Source organism: Halopseudomonas maritima (assembly GCF_021545785.1).
Classification (GTDB): Bacteria; Pseudomonadota; Gammaproteobacteria; order Pseudomonadales; family Pseudomonadaceae; genus Halopseudomonas; species Halopseudomonas maritima.
Window position 1 is genome coordinate 3,341,535 of sequence record NZ_CP079801.1, and the last position, 15,828, is coordinate 3,357,362.

At 62.4% G+C, this 15,828-nt stretch carries 15 protein-coding genes; 1 reads left to right on the top strand and 14 read right to left on the bottom strand.

Features of this window, described 5'->3' with window-relative positions:
- Window positions 1-101: 101 nt before the first annotated feature.
- The 13 genes from alkB to arsS all read right to left on the bottom strand — a co-directional run bounded on the left by alkB (window position 102) and on the right by arsS (window position 13,636).
- Entirely contained in the window at window positions 102-755 is a 654-nt protein-coding gene (alkB, locus tag HV822_RS15520) for a DNA oxidative demethylase AlkB (protein WP_238871058.1), read from the bottom strand.
- Between the two features lie 98 nt (window positions 756-853).
- Window positions 854-1,129 carry a hypothetical protein gene (locus HV822_RS15525; protein ID WP_238871060.1) on the bottom strand — a complete coding sequence of 92 codons (276 nt, stop codon included), beginning with the start codon at window positions 1,127-1,129 and terminating at the stop codon, window positions 854-856.
- Window positions 1,129-1,917: an SDR family NAD(P)-dependent oxidoreductase gene (locus HV822_RS15530; RefSeq protein ID WP_238871062.1), complete on the bottom strand. Its 789-nt coding sequence runs from the start codon at window positions 1,915-1,917 to the stop codon at window positions 1,129-1,131. Before HV822_RS15530 ends, HV822_RS15525 begins: the two co-directional genes overlap by 1 nt.
- 206 nt (window positions 1,918-2,123) lie before the next feature.
- Window positions 2,124-2,960 carry a 5'/3'-nucleotidase SurE gene (gene surE / locus HV822_RS15535; protein ID WP_238871064.1) on the bottom strand — a complete coding sequence of 279 codons (837 nt, stop codon included), beginning with the start codon at window positions 2,958-2,960 and terminating at the stop codon, window positions 2,124-2,126.
- Window positions 2,961-3,021: 61 nt separating this feature from the next.
- Window positions 3,022-4,068, bottom strand: coding sequence for a phosphotransferase (locus tag HV822_RS15540; protein ID WP_238871066.1), 1,047 nt, complete (start codon window positions 4,066-4,068; stop codon window positions 3,022-3,024).
- 94 nt (window positions 4,069-4,162) lie between these two features.
- Window positions 4,163-4,927: an SDR family NAD(P)-dependent oxidoreductase gene (locus HV822_RS15545; RefSeq protein WP_238871067.1), complete on the bottom strand. Its 765-nt coding sequence runs from the start codon at window positions 4,925-4,927 to the stop codon at window positions 4,163-4,165.
- 363 nt (window positions 4,928-5,290) lie between these two features.
- The gene (locus HV822_RS15550) at window positions 5,291-6,487 is read right to left on the bottom strand and encodes an acyl-CoA dehydrogenase family protein (RefSeq protein ID WP_238871068.1); all 1,197 of its coding nucleotides are present in this window, start codon (window positions 6,485-6,487) and stop codon (window positions 5,291-5,293) included.
- 185 nt (window positions 6,488-6,672) lie between these two features.
- Window positions 6,673-7,287, bottom strand: a complete 615-nt coding sequence (locus tag HV822_RS15555) for a TIGR04282 family arsenosugar biosynthesis glycosyltransferase (protein WP_238871069.1) — start codon at window positions 7,285-7,287, stop codon at window positions 6,673-6,675.
- A 210-nt stretch (window positions 7,288-7,497) separates the two neighbouring features.
- Window positions 7,498-8,193, bottom strand: a complete 696-nt coding sequence (locus HV822_RS15560; RefSeq protein ID WP_238871071.1) for a TIGR04283 family arsenosugar biosynthesis glycosyltransferase — start codon at window positions 8,191-8,193, stop codon at window positions 7,498-7,500.
- Complete coding sequence (locus tag HV822_RS15565; protein ID WP_238871072.1) at window positions 8,190-10,331, bottom strand: FAD-dependent oxidoreductase; 2,142 nt, start codon at window positions 10,329-10,331, stop codon at window positions 8,190-8,192. The genes HV822_RS15560 and HV822_RS15565 overlap by 4 nt, the downstream gene beginning before the upstream one ends.
- A complete protein-coding gene (locus HV822_RS15570; protein ID WP_238871074.1) occupies window positions 10,328-11,287 on the bottom strand; it encodes a hypothetical protein in 960 nt (319 codons plus the stop codon). Before HV822_RS15570 ends, HV822_RS15565 begins: the two co-directional genes overlap by 4 nt.
- Window positions 11,284-12,651 (bottom strand): SLC5/6 family protein, encoded by a 1,368-nt coding sequence (locus HV822_RS15575; protein ID WP_238871076.1) that lies wholly within the window; start codon window positions 12,649-12,651, stop codon window positions 11,284-11,286. Before HV822_RS15575 ends, HV822_RS15570 begins: the two co-directional genes overlap by 4 nt.
- A gap of 22 nt (window positions 12,652-12,673) precedes the next feature.
- A complete protein-coding gene (arsS, locus tag HV822_RS15580; protein WP_238871078.1) occupies window positions 12,674-13,636 on the bottom strand; it encodes an arsenosugar biosynthesis radical SAM (seleno)protein ArsS in 963 nt (320 codons plus the stop codon).
- A 208-nt stretch (window positions 13,637-13,844) separates the two neighbouring features.
- On the opposite strand from arsS, the gene HV822_RS15585 reads away from it, so the two are divergent.
- Window positions 13,845-14,711, top strand: coding sequence for a class I SAM-dependent methyltransferase (locus HV822_RS15585; protein ID WP_238871080.1), 867 nt, complete (start codon window positions 13,845-13,847; stop codon window positions 14,709-14,711).
- A 17-nt stretch (window positions 14,712-14,728) separates the two neighbouring features.
- Here the strand turns inward: HV822_RS15585 and HV822_RS15590 are convergent, their stop codons facing one another.
- Window positions 14,729-15,763, bottom strand: a complete 1,035-nt coding sequence (locus tag HV822_RS15590) for an AraC family transcriptional regulator (RefSeq protein WP_238871081.1) — start codon at window positions 15,761-15,763, stop codon at window positions 14,729-14,731.
- Window positions 15,764-15,828: the final 65 nt, after the last annotated feature.

Genomic DNA, 15,828 nt, shown 5'->3' on the forward strand with positions numbered 1-15,828 from the left:
TTGTTCTACTGCCGGGACGGGCGTGCTGGTAGCAGCCGGCAGTTGGATTCAAGGCGGTGCTGCCACGGATCTTAAGAGCGCATGAGTAGCGAGTGCTCGGGTCAGCGCACCTTTCTGAACGTCAGGTTGTAGCGCATCGCGCCTGTTTGCGGGTGACTGGCTTTTTTTCCTAGCGGTGCAACGCCGTGGAAGTACAGCCGACTGACGCCGCCCCAGACCACTACATCGCCGTGCTCGAGCAGCCAGCGGCTGGTCGGGTCGTTGCGGTTGGGGCCGCCGAACAGGAAGGTGATGGGGGCGCCGAGAGAGATGGAGACGATGGGGGCGTTGAAGTCCTGTTCGTCCTTGTCCTGATGCAGGCCCATGCGCGCGCCGGTTTCATAGCGGTTGATCAGGCAGGCTTCGGGCTCAAAGTGGGTAAAGCCTGCGCTGTGGGCGGCGCGCTCGGCCAGCTCTGAGAGCAAGGCAGGCATGGCGGGCCAGGGTTGGTTGCTTTGCGGATCGAAGGCGCTGTAGCGATAGCCGTGGCGATCGGTGACCCAGCCGTAGGCGCCGCAACTGCTCATGGCGGCTGACATCGGGTAGCCGCCGGGGGTGACCTGATGACGAAAGGGCGCCTGTGTGGCGACTTGCTCGATGGCCGCCAGCAGGGCGTCGGCGTCATTCAGCGCAAAGCCCTTCAGCAGCCAGGCATCGGGGCCGATCTGCTGTCTTGCCGCTGACTCGGGCGCGGTGAGGTCAAGCAGGCCTTGCATGGTTGCAATCCGGCTTCAGAGATGTGGTTGGTGACGACGGCATGGGCAGATCGATAGTGAAAGTGTCTGGCCATGATGCGGGAGCAGCGGGTGTTGGCTCAACCCTGCGACTGAATCGGGGAGTCTTCTCCAAGCAGAAGACTCAGGCCGCTTGACTCAGGTTTAGGGCAGGGTACTGCGCCGTGACGGCATGCAATAGCGTGCAGGCCGGGAGAGAAATACAGAATCAGTTGGCAGTGCAGGTCGCCTGATTCGAGCTTTTGCAGTACCGCTTCGCCGCAAGGCACCGGCGCCAGTTCGGCGCGCAGTGCCTCCAGCAGCGGCTCGGCCAGCGTCGGGTCACCGACGACCCAGCGCGACCATCCGGCGCTCATCAGAACTTCATGCCCGGCAAGTTGAGCGAGGCCGTGTTGCCGCCGTCGACGGCCAGTGCCTGGCCGGTGACGAAGCTGGCGTCGTCGCTGGCGAGGAAGGCGATGGCGCCGGCGATTTCTTCCGGGCGGCCGTAGCGGCGCAGCTCGCAGCGGGTGCCGAGCTTGTCTTCCTTGTTGTTTTCGCGGGCGTACTTGAACACCGGTGCGGTCATGCCGGTTTCGATCAGACCGGGGCATACGGCGTTGACGCGAACGTTGAACTGGCCGAGGTCGCAGGCGGCGGTCATGGTGAAGTTGATCACGCCAGCCTTGGAGGCGCTGTAGGCGTTGCCACCGGCACCGGAGCGAATACCGGCCACGGAGGCGGTGTTGACGATGGCGCCGCCGTTTTGCTCGCGCATCTGACGCGAGGCGTATTTGGTGAACAGCATGACGCCAAACAGGTTGACGTTGATGATCTGTTGCCAGGTTTCCAGGCTTTGGTCAGTGGCGATGCTGTAGTCGCCGCCAGCGATACCTGCGTTGTTGCACAGCACGTCCAGCCGGCCGTAGTGGGCGATGGTGTCCGCTACGCATTGCTCAACGGCGGCTTCGTCACTGACATCCAGTGCGCGCTGCAGTACCTCGGTACCGGCGGGCAGCTCGCTGATGGTCTGTTCCAGCCCCTCAGCGTTGCGGTCAACCAGCATCAGACGCGCGCCTTCGTTAGCCAGGCGTTTGGCAGTGGCACGGCCAATACCGCTACCGGCACCGGTGATCAAGGCAATTCGGTTGTTGAAGCGTTGCATTTCAAAATCCTCATAACTGCGGGCTGAAGGCCAGAAGTTGGAAGAGCAGGCTGAAGGCTTGAGGCTGAAGGCTAGAAGACGGTTTTCAATGTGGTCAGATAAATGGGTGTGGGGTCAAAGCGCCGTGCGGCTCCACACAAAAACCACTAATCCACACCGGGTTACGGCTTCCAGCTTCAAGCCTCTGGCTTCCAGCTCCTGTTGGTTTAATGACTAATACTCGGATCATCCACCACAGTATCGTTGTCGCCGTTCTGATCAATACCCAGCTGGTCGGCCATGTTGCCGGTGTCGACTTGCCAGCTGCTGGCGATGTCGCGTTCGAAGCGTACCGGTGACAGGGCGATCAGGCCGTCGCGCAGGGCACCGACGTCGGTCTGGCGGCCGGTGATGCGGTCGGTCTGACGTTGGAAGCCGAGCCAGTAGTAGGGCACGCCACGGGTGTCTTCCCGGCGTTCGATGTTCACGCCACCGATGCTGCCGCGTTGCGGCCGGCAGATGGCGACACCGCGCACCTCTTCCGGTGGGCGCGCCGGAAAGTTGATGTTCATGGCGCAGTCCTCCGGCCAGCCGGCGTCCAGCAGTTGGCGGACCAGATTGGCGCCGTACTGGCGGGATGTCTCCCAATGCACCTCGTTGCCGGGAATGTAGGCCTGGCTCAGGGCGATGGCCGGGATGCCCAACAGGGTGCCGGTCAGCGCGCCGCCGATGGTGCCGGAGTAGGCAACCGAGTCGCTGATATTGGCGCCGTTGTTGACGCCAGACAGCACCAGGTCGGGCTTGACCGGCAGCAGCTCAGCAACGCCCAGCAGCACGCAGTCGCTTGGGGTGCCACTAACGCTAAAGCGGCGCTCTGCAAACTGGTGAACGCGCAGCGGGTGGTGGACGGAAATGGACATGGACACGCCGCTCTGGTCCAGATCAGGGGAAACGATCCAGACTTCCTCTGCGATCTCGCTGGCAATTTCTTCGAGCACTTGCAGGCCCGGGCCGCGCCAGCCGTCGTCGTTGGTCAGCAGCACGCGCTTGACGGGTTTGCTCATGGGCAATCCTTTTTTGTCTTTACATATGCAACGGGGCAGCTTGCGGCTGCCCCGTGTGGTCTTACTTCTGGGCTATTTCCCAGCCGCGATCAGCCAGCAGGCTGGCGCGCTTGCCGACCTCCAGTGCGTCGGCGTTGCTGGCGTTGCCCTGCAGCGCGCGGTGATAAACACCTTGCACGATGGCCGCCAGGCGGAACAGCGAGAAGGCGATGTAGAAGTTCCAGTTGGGTACATCGGTGCGGCCGGTGTACTGGCAGTACCAGTCCAGCAGCTGCTGCTCTTCCGGCAGACCAAGTGACTTCAGGTCAGCACCGACCAAACCCTTGGCGCCGTCAACGTTGACCGGCATGTGGTAAGGCAGGCAGCAGTAGGCCAGGTCCGACAGCGGATGGCCGAGGGTTGCCAGCTCCCAGTCGAGGATGGACACGACCTTGGACTCGCTCGGGTGCAGCATCAGGTTGCCGATACGGAAGTCGCCGTGGGCGATGGTGGTGCTCTGGTCAGCCGGGATGTTCTCTGGCAGCCATTTCATCAGCGCGTCCATCGACGGCATGTCGTGGGTGCGGCTGGCTTCAAACTGGCCGCCCCAGCGCTTCACCTGGCGGGCGATGTAGTTGTCGGGCTTGCCATAGCCTTCCAGGCCAATGGCCTTCCAGTCGGCGTTGTGCATCTTGGCCATGGTTTCGATCATGGACTGGTAGATGGGCATGCGCTCTTGCTGCGCGACCTCGGCCAGCAGCGGCTGCGAGTAAACGCGGCCTTCAACGTAATCCATGACGTAGAACGCGGTGCCGATGATCTCTGGGTCTTCGCACAGCAGGCGTGCGGTGGGCACCGGTACGTCAGTCTGGCCCAGGGCGTTGATTACCTGGTATTCGCGCTCGACCATGTGCGCGGAGGGCAGCAGTTTTCCCGGCGGCTTCTTGCGCAGTACATAGCGCTTGCCGGCGATGTCCAGCAGGAAGGTCGGGTTGGACTGGCCGCCCTGGAACTGCTTTACCTTGATGCCCTGGTTGGCTCCCGGAAGGTAGTCCTGCAGGTAGTTGGCGAGCTTTGCCTCGTCAAACTGGTGGGCAGGCAATACGTCAATCAGGGTCGCTCCGCTCATCTTTGAAGATCCTGTTGTTGATGGGTCAAGTACGGGAAAATAACACGCCAGGGCGATCCCTGGCGTATTGAACAGCCTGATGAATCAGGTGTTATCAGGCAATGGTATCGCCGCCATCGGCAACGATGGTCTGCCCGGTAACGTAGGCTGACGCGCTGGACGCCAGGAACAGCGCGACTCCGGCGATATCCACCGGCTCGCCAACGCGGCGCAGCGGCAGTTTTTCTTCTACCTTGCGCAGCCGGTCCGGATCTTCCAGCAGCGCCTGGGCAAAATCGGTGCGGATCAGGCCCGGGGCGATGCTGTTAACGCGGATGCCCTGCGGGCCCCATTCCAGCGACAGGTTGCGGGCCAGACCGGCTTCGGCGGCCTTGGACATGCCGTAGACGCCGATATTGGCGCTGGCGCGCAGCCCGGCAATGCTCGACAGCAGCACGATGGAGCCGCCGCCTTGCTCGACCATATGCGGGATGGCCATGTTGCAGAGCCAGAAGGTACCCTTGACGTTGGTGCCCATGATCTTGTCGAAGGCGTCGTCGCTGACGGCGTGGGTCGGGCCGTAGACCGGGTTGGTGGCGGCGTTGCAGACCAGCACGTCGATGCGGCCAAAGGCAGCCAGGGTCTGATCAACCAGATTCTGTAATTGGGCCTTGTCGCCCACGTGGCAGGCCACCGGCAGGGCATCAAAGCCTTGCGCCCGCAGCTCGTCGGCTACCTGCTGGCAGACGTCGGCCTTGCGACTGGAAATCACCACCTTGGCCCCGGCCTTGGCATATTCCTCGGCAATCGACTTGCCGATGCCTTTGGTTGAGCCGGTGATGATGGCGACCTTGTCAGTGAGATCAAACAAACCGCTCATGGGGGGGGCTCCTGGGTTGTTGTTTTGATTTGGGGGGTGAGGCGGGCTGGAAGCTGGAGGCTTGAAGCTGGAAGTCGTCACTCGGCGTGGGTTGTTGATGTTGTGTGTGGGGCCATACGGCGCTTTGGGCCCCACACTCGTCTCAGCAACTACGTCGAAAACTGTCTTTCAGCCTTTAGCCGGTTTTTGGGCTGGAAGCTGAAGGCTTGAAGCTGGAAGTCGTCACTCGGCGTGGGTTGTTGTTCTTGGGTGTGGCGCCTAGCGACGTATTGGCCCCACACTCATCTCAGCAACTACCTCGAAAACCGTCTTCCAGCCTACAGCCTCAAGCCTTCAGCCCGTTCGTCCAGCCTGCGGCTGCCGTCAGAGATACTGGCTCATCTCCATCTTCGCAATGGCATTCAGATGCACTTCGTCCGGGCCGTCGGCCAGGCGCAGGGTGCGGGCTTTGGCGTAGGCGGAGGCGAGGAAGGTGTCCTGACACACGCCTTTGGCGCCGAAGATCTGGATGGCGCGGTCAATCACGTTGCAGGCCATGGTCGGGGCTACGGCTTTGATCATGGCGATCTGCTGACGAGCTACCTTGTTGCCGTGCAGGTCCATGCTGCGCGCGGCGTGCAGGGTCAGCAGGCGGGCCTGGTCGATCTCGCAACGGGAGCGTGCGATCATTTCCGGCACGCTGCCCAGCTTGTACATCGGCTTGCCGAAGGCAACACGCTCGCCGGCACGGCGGCACATGGCTTCCAGTGCGCGCTCGGCAACACCGATGCTGCGCATGCAGTGGTGGATGCGGCCGGGGCCAAGGCGACCTTGAGCGATCTCGAAGCCGCGGCCTTCACCAAGCAGGATATTGGAAACCGGCACGCGCACGTTGTTGTACTCGATTTCGGCGTGGCCGTGCGGGGCGTGGTCGTAACCGAACACGTGCAGGTCGCGGACGATCTTCACGCCGGGGGTGTCCAGCGGGACCAGGATCATGCTTTGTTGCAGGTGCTTGGGTGCGTCGGGATCGGTCTTGCCCATGACGATGGCGATCTTGCAGTGCTCGTTCATGGCTCCGGAGGACCACCACTTGGTGCCGTTGATGACGTACTCGTCACCTTCGCGGCGGATCTCGCATTGGATGTTGGTGGCGTCGGAGGAGGCAACGTCAGGCTCGGTCATGGAGAAGCAGGAGCGGATTTCGCCCGCCAGCAGCGGCTTGAGCCATTGTTCTTTCTGCTCGTCGTTGCCGTAGCGCTCGATGGTCTCCATGTTGCCGGTGTCCGGCGCGTTGCAGTTGAAGACTTCGCCGGCGAAGGAAACGCGGCCCATGATTTCACACAGGTGGGCATACTCTTCGTTGCTCAGGCCAGCACCGCGCTCGGACTCGGGTAGAAACAGGTTCCACAGGCCCTGGGAGCGAGCTTCTTCTTTCAGCTCTTCCAGGATGGCTGGGTGGCCCCACTTGTTCTGTTTTACCTGTTCGTAAAACAGCGCTTCGTTCGGGTAGATGTGCTCGTCCATGAAGCCTTGGAGCTTGTTTTTCAGGTCTTGTACGCGAGGGCTGAGGTCAAACATCGCTAATCCTTCGATTGGTTGTAGAGCGTGCCGGGCGCCGGGAGGCGGCTGCTCGGCCGGATAGCGGTGACCATATAGTCAGGCGGGGCAAAGGAGAACAATGTGTTATTGGCGGCAATACGGCTGCATAAGCTGTATTGATTTTATTGGGCGGGTACTATTTGCATTGGCGAGACGCGGCCGGCTCAGAAAGTGCCGGCCAGAGCCTGCGGCAGGCGGGAGAGGTCTGCCGGTTCATCCAGATCCCAGAGCGGCTCGCCCTCCCACAGGCTGAGGCCGGCTGCCTGCAGGCGCAGGCGGGTGTCATGCAGTACCTGCGGGTGACTCCAGCGCATCTGCAGAAAAGGCGCAGGGTCGGGTTGCCGCTGCCCAATCAGCACGTAGCCGCCGTCTTCACTGGGAATGATTGCGGTGTCGTGGCGCTGCAGCGCGCGACAGGCATGGTAGATGGCGCGGGTGTCCAGCGCCGGACAGTCGCTGCCGATCAGCAGGGCGCCGTTCGGATGCTCTGCCAGCGCGTTGGCCATGCGTTCGCCCAGATCCTCACCCAACTGAGTGCGTAACTGCAACTGATGCTCCGCAGCCAACGCCTGCAGGGCCGGGTGGTCGGGTTGATTGGCGTAGAGGTAACGCGGGCCAGGCCAGTCGAGTGTCTGTTGCAGACAATGCGCCAGCAGGCGCTGATACAGCGAGCAGGCGCCCTCGGCACCCAGTGCGGGAATCAAGCGCGTTTTTACCTGCCCCGGCAGCGGCGCCTTGGCGAAAATCAGTAGCGGAAGAAAGGCGTCGGTGGAGTGCATGACGGTGGCTCGCAATAGAGGGCTCACAGGTGTGACACGGATTTTGGGGAGGGGTTCGCGCTTGCCGTTCACGGCAAGCGCGGGCTGCAAGCTGAAGGCTAGAGGCTGGAAGCCATACACGGATGTAGGCTGCTCGGACGCGGTGCGGACCTTCACGGTAATGCCCCAATCCCCGCATCCGAAACCGCACCTAAGCTCACCTTCCCGCCTTCAGCCCTCAGCCTTCAGCGCGGGCGAAGCCCGCTGGTATTTTCGGGCCAACTCCTCCACCGGCGCGCCGCGCCAGTAACGCCAACGCAACCACCACATGAGGACGATGGTGCGCAGGGTGCCGTGGGTTTGCCAGCGGCGGCTTGAGGTGGTCAGGGGGGGGCGCAGGCAGAGTGGTGGGCTGAGGCGGCGCAGCCGTTTGCTTAGCTCGACGTCTTCCATCAGCGGCATCGGTGCGTAGCCGCCCCACTGCTCGAAGAGTGCGCGGCGAACGAAGATGGCCTGGTCGCCGGTGCAGACGCCGGTCAGCCGTGAGCGCCAGTTCATCATCCAGGCGACGACGTTTAACAGGGGCGATGAGGGGGCCAGCCGCACATCAAAACGTCCCCACTGGCGGGGTGCATTGCGGTCTGGAAGCCGGTCGAGAAAGCTCGCAGGTAGTTGCGTATCAGCATGCAGAAACAGCAGCCAATCCCCCTTGGCCTGGGCGGCGCCGGTGTTCATTTGCTGAGCGCGGCCGGGGGCGCTGTGCAGCACGCGGTCAGCCAGCGGCGTGGCGAGCGCCAGGGTGTCGTCACTGCTGCCGCCGTCTACTACGATCAGTTCCAGCTGTCCTCGCAGTGGCTGCAGCGGTGCGAGGCTGTCAACAATGTTGGCCGCCTCGTTACGCACGGGCACGATAATCGACAGCTTCACCCGCGCCTCCAGGCATGAAAGCGGGCAACCCACTGCAACAGGCGCTCGGGCTGATGGGCACGTTTCCACTCACCGGCGGCGTACTTATTGGCCTCACTCAGCGTTGGATAGCTGTGCACGGTGCCGAGGATTTTATTCAGCCCCAGGTTGTACTTCATGGCCAGCACGTATTCGGCGATCAGCTCACCGGCGTGGGCGCCAACGATAGTCACGCCAAGAATGCGGTCGCGTCCGGGGACGGTCAGTACCTTTACGAAGCCCTCTGCTGCGTCATCCGCAATGGCGCGATCCAGGTCGTCAATGCCGTAGCGAGTGACCTCAAAAGCAATGCCCTGGGCTGTGGCCTCGGTTTCAGACAGGCCCACCCGGGCAACTTCCGGGTCGGTAAAGGTGCAGTGCGGCAGCACCCGGTAGTCCGCCTTGAAGCGGCGGAAAGTACCAAACAGAGCGTTCACGGCGGCGTACCAGGCTTGATGGGAGGCCGCGTGGGTGAACTGATAGGGGCCGGTCACATCGCCCACGGCGTAGAGGTTAGGGAAGCGGGTGGCCAGGTACTCGTCGGTTTCCAGGGTGCCGTTGTCGCGGATCGCTAGATTGAGCGTGTCAACGCCGTAGCCGCTGGTATTGGCAACTCGACCAAGGGCGACCAGCACGCAGTCAAACTCGATATCGACGGTGCTGTCATCATCGAGTGAGCGACACTGAACAGTCGGTACGCCGTCACGCAGCTCGAAGGTCTCTGCCTGATGGCGCAGACGCAGCTCGACACCAGCGTTGCGCAGGCTGCTCATCACCAGCTCGCTGGCGTCGGTGTCTTCGCGGGGCAGCAGGCGTGGGCCGCGTTCAACCTGAATGACCTGCGACCCCAACTGCTGAAACGCCAGTGCCAACTCGCAGCCGATCGGGCCGCCGCCCAGCACGAGTAGACGGCGCGGTTGCTCGCGCAGGTTCCAGACGGTATCCGAGGTCACCATGGGCATGCAGTTCAGCCCTGGCAGCTCGGGCACAAAGGGGCGAGCACCGGCAGCGATGATGATGTTGCGGGTGCTGATGCTGCGACCAGCGACCTCAACGTGCCAGGGTGAGGTAATGCGCGCCTCTCCGGTAATGACGTCGACGCCCAGGTCGGTATAGCGCTCAATGGAGTCGTGCGGTTCGATCTGCTTGATCACCCGCTGGACCCGCTCCATCACGGCGGCAAAGTCGACCTGCGCTTGTGCATGGCTGAAGCCTAGCTCTGGCGCCTTACGCACCTCGGCTGCCAGGCGCGCCGAGCGGATCAAGGCTTTGGAGGGTACGCAGCCGGTGTTCAGGCAATCGCCGCCCATGGCGTGCTTTTCGATCAGGCTGACGTCGGCTTTGACGGCTGCTGCGATGTATGCGCTGACCAGGCCACCGCTGCCCGCTCCGATCACCACCAGGTTGCGGTCGAACTGGTTGGGCTTCTGCCAGCCTTTGTAGACTCGACGGGCCTTGATCACGTCCAGCAGGCGCCGGGCGATCAGCGGAAACAGGCCCAGCAGCACGAAGGCGCCCAGCAGCCCTGGCGAGAGAATGCCGGCCAGTGAATCCAGCTGGCCGAGTTCACGACCGGCGTTCACGTAAACGAGGGTGCCGGGCAACATGCCGAGCTGGCTGACCCACCAGAAGGTGCGGGCGGGCAGGCGGGTGAGGCCCATTGCCAGGTTGATCAGAAAGAACGGAAACGCCGGCACCAGCCGCAGGGCAAACAGGTAGAACGCGCCTTCGCGGTCGACGCCCTGGTTGATGCGTTCCAGTCTTGCACCAAAGCGCTGCTGCACCCAGTCCTGCAACAGAAAGCGGCTGATCAGCATCGCCAGCGTAGCCCCGGCGGTGGAAGCAAAGGACACCAGCAGCAGACCCCAGCCAAGGCCGAACAGGGCGCCGCCGATCAGGGTCAGCAGCGCTGCGCCGGGCAGCGACAGCGCCGTCACCAGTACATAGAGCCCTACATACAAGACGCTGGCCAGTATCGGCTGCTGGGTTACCTGCTGGTCAAGAACCTGCTGTTGGGCTTTCAGCGCATCCAGACTCAGGTGTTGCTGCAGACCCGAGGCAAAGAAGCCCGCGACCAGCGCCACTACCACAGCCAGCAGCAACAGACGGCGCAGGTTCATGACAGTATCTCCATTGCGCAAAGCGTGTTGGCCAGGGTGAAGCCCTGGATGCAGGCCTGTTTGGTCGTCATGTCAGTTCCTTGTTGGATGCGCTGCCAGTAGGACAGCGTGGCGGGTGAGCCGTCGGGCCACTGGCGTTTGAACTCGCTGGCAAAGGCGCGCTGGTCATAGGTGACGGGCAGCGCTTCGACGACCAGTGGGCCGGCTTGTGCACGATAAATGGCGGCTGCTGAAGGGTGCTGCGCGATGCGTGTGATCAGGCCATAGAGGCCGTTGTTGAAGTTGGGCATGCCGGCTGCGCCGTTGTTGATCACGGCCCACTGCCCGGTGCTCAGCGCCGCCGGGCTGCAGGTGTGGCTGCAAGCCAGCACGCGGATACGCTGCTGGTCGAACCAGGCATTCAACTGTTGCTGGCGCTCGTCGCGCTGCAGCGCGGCACGATCGCATTGCCAGCCGGCCAGCGATTGCTCGTCACCGTGGGTGATACCAACAGGCTCTCCAGCGACCTCGGCAACCAGCCAGGCGGGGCGCTTGCCCAGTTGCTCGGCCATGCCTGGCAGACCGTCGACGGTCTGCTGCAGCTGCTGGTGAATGCGATTAGAGCGCTCGACTGTGGCGGCTTCGGTCTGCTCCGGATAGGCGCAGCCGCAGCCGAACGCGTCCCCGCTACGGGCCAGTTCGGTTTCAACGTTGCCGCGCAGCGGGTGGTGGCGCTGCAGGCGTTGCTCGATGTCATTGAATATCGCCGGGTCACAGTCAAACCAGTGGGCGTCGCCGTTGAATACGGCGGCTGCCCCTGGCTCGCTGGCCAGCTTGCGCTCGATGACGTCGAGGGCCTGTCTGTTGCCGTAAAGCCCGCCGATGACGTAGAGCACGTTGCAGGTAAGACTGGCTGGCGCGCTGAACGCGTCGGCCGGCAAGCGATAGTCTGTGGGGCAGGTGCGTCCCTTGCTCATGCGGCTCTCCTGACCATGCCGGGCAGCAGGTAGCCTGCGGTGCAGAGTAGCAAGCCATAGAGGTTGGTGCCCAGCAGCAGCGCGTATTTGCCATCCCCGATCGCCCAACTGGCCGGAATCCAGCCGAGCGTCAGCGCGACACCCAGGCTCAGGCCGGCCCAGAAGCTCAGGTGAAACCCCAGCCGTGTCGGCCGCACCAGGCCATGCAGCAGAAACACCGGCGCCAACCCAATCACCATGGTGCCGCTGATGGTGGTGGCTTTGAGAATATCGGTGCCGGCCAGCATGGGCAGGTTACCGAGCAGGGCGAAAATCATCATGGCGGCCATGCCGACGCCGATCGCCTTGTGGCCAAAATCACGACCGATCAGAGCGGGTAACTCTCGGCCACTGAGTCGCGCGAGGCTGGAGAAGGTGGAGTCCAGTGTTGAACCGGCGGCGGAGATCATCACCAGGGTCATCACCACCAATGCGCCAACACCCAGGCTTTTGGCGAGTGCTGCGGGTACGTTGCCGTTGGCTTCGATGCCGCCGAGCGTGGCGTGCACGCCGATCAGGCTGAAGGCCAGAATCGCAATAAAGCCGAGCACGCCCGCGAGGGTAAAGGCGCGCAGCATGGACTTTTCTTCACTGATAAAGCCGCGATCTGTCAGCACCGGGTCGTGGAATGGGTAGCTGACCAGCTGCAGGCAGGCGACCAGAAACAGGTCGACACCGGCATTCAGCGCCCAGTGGCTGGTGCTGACCAGCTCGCCCGGGCTGTGGCTGGGTAGCACCATGCCCAGTACCCAGACCAGCGCAATGACGAAGATAGCGGCCTGCGCGGCGTCGGTCAGGATAGAACTGCGCAGGCCGCCACGCAGGCTGTAGATCAGAGTGACGGCGGTAAACAGCAGTGCGGCGCCGATAAAGGCTGGGCTGCCGCTGTCGCCGTAATAGCCACCCACGACGGCGGTGTTGCTCCAGACCTCATTGAACAGCCGGATAAGAATGGCAGCGGAGAACGCCAGTGCGGCGGCGCGGCCGTAGTGACTGGTTAGAAAACTGACCAGACTGGTCGCCTGAAACCGTTTGCGCAGGCGGTAGATCACCAGGCCGCACAGCGGGATAGATAGCCAGTAGGTGGCATAGGCCAGGCCGCCAACCAGGCCAAACTCGGCGCCCAGGTTGGCGGCGTTGGTCACGGATTTGGCGAAGATCCAACTGATAAAGATGCTGGTAGTCAGCAGCATGGGCGAAGCCTGCCGGCCCTGGCTGTCTTCGCCATTGAAGAAGCCGCCCACCGTTACCGTGCGCGGCGAGAGCCAGTACATCAGGGCGCCGTAGGCGAGCAGAAAACCCCAGAAAAATACGCCGGTCAGCATGAGTTGTCGGATCCTTCTGAGTTCAGTTGAGCGTGCCGCCGCAGCTGGAGCCTTGCCCCGCAGTGCAGGCAAAGCAATGATCACGCGTGGCTATGGGGTGATTCTGCAACGGTTGGTTGAGCAGCTCGCGCAGGTGTGGGCGGTCTGATGCCAGCACGGGCATTGGCAAGTCGAGCATTTGGTTAAAGTCGCAGTCATACAGGTAGCCGCGCCAATCCACGCTGACGGTGCTCCGGCACATCAGCCCTGGCAGGTTGTCGGCCCTGAAGTTATCGCGCAGTAGCTGCATGTAGTCGTTGAATTGGCCACGGCTGACCAGCGTGCTGCCGAAGCGCGCAATCGGCTGGTTGGTAATGGTGTGCAGGTGGCTGAAGACAATCCCGAAGTCCTCCAGCAGATGGGATTTGTAATCGGCTTCCAGCGCCTGCTGTGGCGGTGGCAGGCTTGGCCCCTGGGGGTTGTAGACCAGGTTAAGTTCCAGCGGACTACCTGGCTGGCCGTAGCCCAGCCGGTTTAGCTGGCGCAAGCCCGCGATGCTCCGTTCAAACACGCCATCACCGCGTTGGCGGTCGACGTTGTCTCGGGAGTAGCAGGGCAGGGAGGCTGAGATGGCGACCTGTTCAGCTGCCAGAAACTCGGCCAGGTCCTCATAGCCGGGCTCGCTGAGAATGGTCAGGTTACAGCGGTCGATGACCCGTATACCGGCCGCCCGGGCATGGCTGACCAGCGCGCGGAACTGGGGGTGCATTTCCGGTGCGCCGCCGGTCAGATCCAGCGTGGCAACCGGGTGGGCGTCAATGACCTGATGCAGCAGGGCAATCAGGTCGTCGGACGTGCTTTCGGTGCGCGTAGGGCCGGCGTTGACGTGGCAATGCAGGCAGCGCTGGTTGCAGCGGTAGGTCAGGTTGACCTGCAGGGTGTCCAGCGCTGCGCGGCGTAACGGCGGAAAGTCCAGCTTATTGAGTAGGGGCAGGGTATCGCGCACGGTATCTCCTCATTTGCTGTGTAACAGACTCCGGGTGAGCGCATCTGTTACAGATCGAGGCTGTTGAAAGGGAATATTTTTCGGCACCTACCGGCCGTTTGGCGGTCACAGGGCCAGAAGGCAGCGACAGGCACGCGGCGCTGTTTCAGCATCTTGTTGTGACTGTCAGTGTACAGCGGCTGTGCTCTGCCTGCGCGCCGAGCAGGCCATGACCATTATTGAAGAGGACCCGATGCGCAAACTTGCCTATGCATTGCTGCTGTGCGCAGCAACCGTTCAAGCTCAAGAGCCCGGGGCGCCGACGCCACCGCAACTGGATGAGGCTCAGGTACAGGCGATCCGCAGTGCGGTGGGCAACAGTGGTCGCACTATCACTAATGTCACCCGCGACGCCTACCGCAACCCGGAGCAAACGCTAACCTTCTTTGGCGTCACGCCGGAGCAAACCGTGGTGGAGGTCTGGCCCGGCGGCGGCTGGTATACCGAGGTGCTGGCACCGCTGCTGCGTGACAAGGGCACACTGATCGCTGCCCACTTTGACCCGGACAGCAAGGTCGCCTTTTATCGCCGCTCTCGTGCCGGGTTTGAGGAGAAGCTGGCAGAGCACCCCGAGCGCTACGATCAGGTGCAGCTGGCTACGCTGAATTACGATGCGGATACGCCGATCGCTGCACCTGGCACAGCCGACCGGGTGCTCACGTTCCGCAACGTGCACAACTGGCTGGCGGCGGGCGACGACAAGGCAGCGGTGATGTTCGACAAGTTTTTTGCGGCGCTAAAACCGGGTGGCATGCTTGGTGTGGTTGAGCATCGCGCCAAGGCCGGCACCTCGCTGGAGCAGATGATCGACTCGGGTTATGTCACTGAACAAAAGGTGCGCGAGCTGGCGAGCCAGGCTGGTTTTGAGCTGCTGTCGGTCAGCCCGGTCAACCAGAATCCGCGCGACACCACCGATCACCCGGAAGGCGTCTGGACCCTGCCGCCCACCTTGCGCCTGGGAGATGAGCAGCGCGCTCACTATCTGGCGATTGGCGAAAGTGATCGTATGACGCTGCTGTTTATGAAGCAGGAATGACGGGCGGCAGGGCGTCCTTATTCCCCTTTGCTGCGACTCAGCTCGCGCCGGTAGGCCGTTGGGCTCATGTTGGTCCAGCGGCGGAAGGCACGGGTAAAGCTGCTGGGGTCCAGAAAACCCAGCTCGTAGGCAATGCTGGTCAAGGACATCTGGCCGTCACCAATGAGACGGATAGCCGCTTCGCGTCGTACCTCATCGGCCAGTTGCTCGTAACTGGTGCCCTCCTGGCTCAGCTTGCGACGCAGGTGGCGCGAGCTGATGTTCAGTGGCTCTGCCACTCGCTCGGCGCTGATATCACCGGAACCCAGTAACAGATGAATGCGACGTTTGACCTGTTCGGTTAAGGCGTAGCTGGGCAGAGCAGCTTGCATGGTCTCAAGGGTATCTACCAGCTTCGGCAGAATGAACGGACAGGCACTGGGCATGGGCTGTTTGACCTGTTTCAGGTCCAGCGCCAGGGCATGCTGCTCGCCGAAAATCAGCTGGTTGCGCTGAAACAGGCGGCGCGCCATTGCCTCATCGCTGCAGCGAGGGATATGCAGAGCCTGCAGCAATCCCTGGCTACTGATATCCAACCTGTTGAAAAAACGGCTGAGATACCCGAGTACCGCATCAATGTGCTGGGGATGCGGCTGCCCGACGGGCTGCAGGTTCAGTATCAACTGGCTGCCTTCGGCGCTCGCAACCAGTTTCAGCTGCGTGCTGAAGATGCTGAAAAAACGTTCCAGCAGCGCGATGGCAGTATCCATCCGCGGGCTGGAGGCGGCAGCCAGGGCCAGCGCGCCAAACGCGGTTGGCGCAAATACCCGGTGGATACGCAGACCAAACAAGCGGTCATCGGAAATGCGCACAGCTTCGTCCCAGGCATGAGAGCACAGACGCTGGTCTATAAAGGAAGGTTCGCCATTGCTTTGGCTGTGCAACAGGGGCGCGAGGTGGCTGGAGGAGGCCAAGGTTAGCTCGTACTGGCGCAGCGCATGCTCAATGGTAGTTACCCAAAAGGCGCTTTCCCGGACGTGGGCAAAGGAATCTGAGCTGGAACGTTCGAGCATCGACTGCATCCTGCTAGCCATTGTTGTGACAAAAACGAAATTTGTCTTTTATGGCTGCGCAGTAT